Source organism: Rhodanobacter spathiphylli B39, from assembly GCF_000264295.1.
Classification (GTDB): Bacteria; Pseudomonadota; Gammaproteobacteria; order Xanthomonadales; family Rhodanobacteraceae; genus Rhodanobacter; species Rhodanobacter spathiphylli.
Genome location: NZ_AJXT01000087.1, coordinates 1 through 980, shown reverse-complemented (window position 1 = coordinate 980; position 980 = coordinate 1). Strand labels below are relative to the sequence as shown.

Below are 980 nucleotides of genomic sequence, written 5' to 3'. Positions count from 1 at the left end.
GTTCACCGCGTCGGTGTCTTCCGTGCCCGCCGCCACGTTGGTCACCTGCCGCTCCGCTCCGACCGCGCCCACCGACACGCTGTTGTCGCGGTCCGCTTCCGAGCCCACGCCCAGCGCCACCGCATTGGTGCCCGAGGCAAACGCATCCACGCCGATCGCCGTGCTCTGCTGGCCCACCGCCCACGCGTTCGCACCGATCGCCGTCGCGTCGTCGCCAAACGCCCAGCTGCCCGCTCCGATCGCCACCGTGTTGGCGCTCTCGATGCCGAAGGCCGCATAGCCGGTCTCCGCCCCATTGCCGATCGCCACGCTGCCGTCACCCAGCGACGATGCACCCGCACCCATCGCCACGTTGCCGTCGTTGTACGCGCTGGCACCGTAGCCCACCGCCGTCGACAGCATCCCTTCGGCATAGCTGGTCGCGCCCAGCGCCACGGCCCCGTCACCGACCGCCGCCGCCTGGAAGCCGCCGGCCAGCGACTGCTCGCCCGCCGCATAGGCCAGACCACCCACCGCCGTCGACAGATCGCCGTCCGCTTCGGCACCCACGCCGAGCGCCGACGAGGCCAGCCCCGCCGCCTGCGCGCTGGCGCCCACTGCCGTGCCACCCATGCCCGCACTGGTCGAGGCGAACTCGATCGGGTCCCCGTTGGCGTCGGTCAGCAGCGCGCTGCCATCGTCCTGCGTGGCCATCCCGCCGACCGCCACGCTGCCTGCGCCGCTGGCCTGCGCGCCGGCACCGTAGGCCGCACTGTTGTTGCCCGACGCCGATGCGCCATAACCGGTCGCCGTGGCGTAGTCCGCATTGGTCTGCGCCAGGCTGCCGATCGCCGACGAGCCCACGCCGAACGCACTGCTCAGCGCGCCCACCGCCAGGCTGTTGTCGTCCAGGGCAAACGCGCCGTAGCCCACCGCCACGCTCTCCGTGCCGGCCGCATAACTGCTCGCGCCCGACGCCACCGAGTGCTCGCCGTCGGCCA

General features: G+C 73.0%; 1 protein-coding gene. It reads right to left on the bottom strand.

Translation table 11 applies throughout. The annotated features are described in order from the left end of the window. Nucleotides 1-980: YadA family autotransporter adhesin (locus tag UU7_RS17065; protein WP_007810635.1), on the bottom strand; the 980-nt coding region annotated here is incomplete at both ends.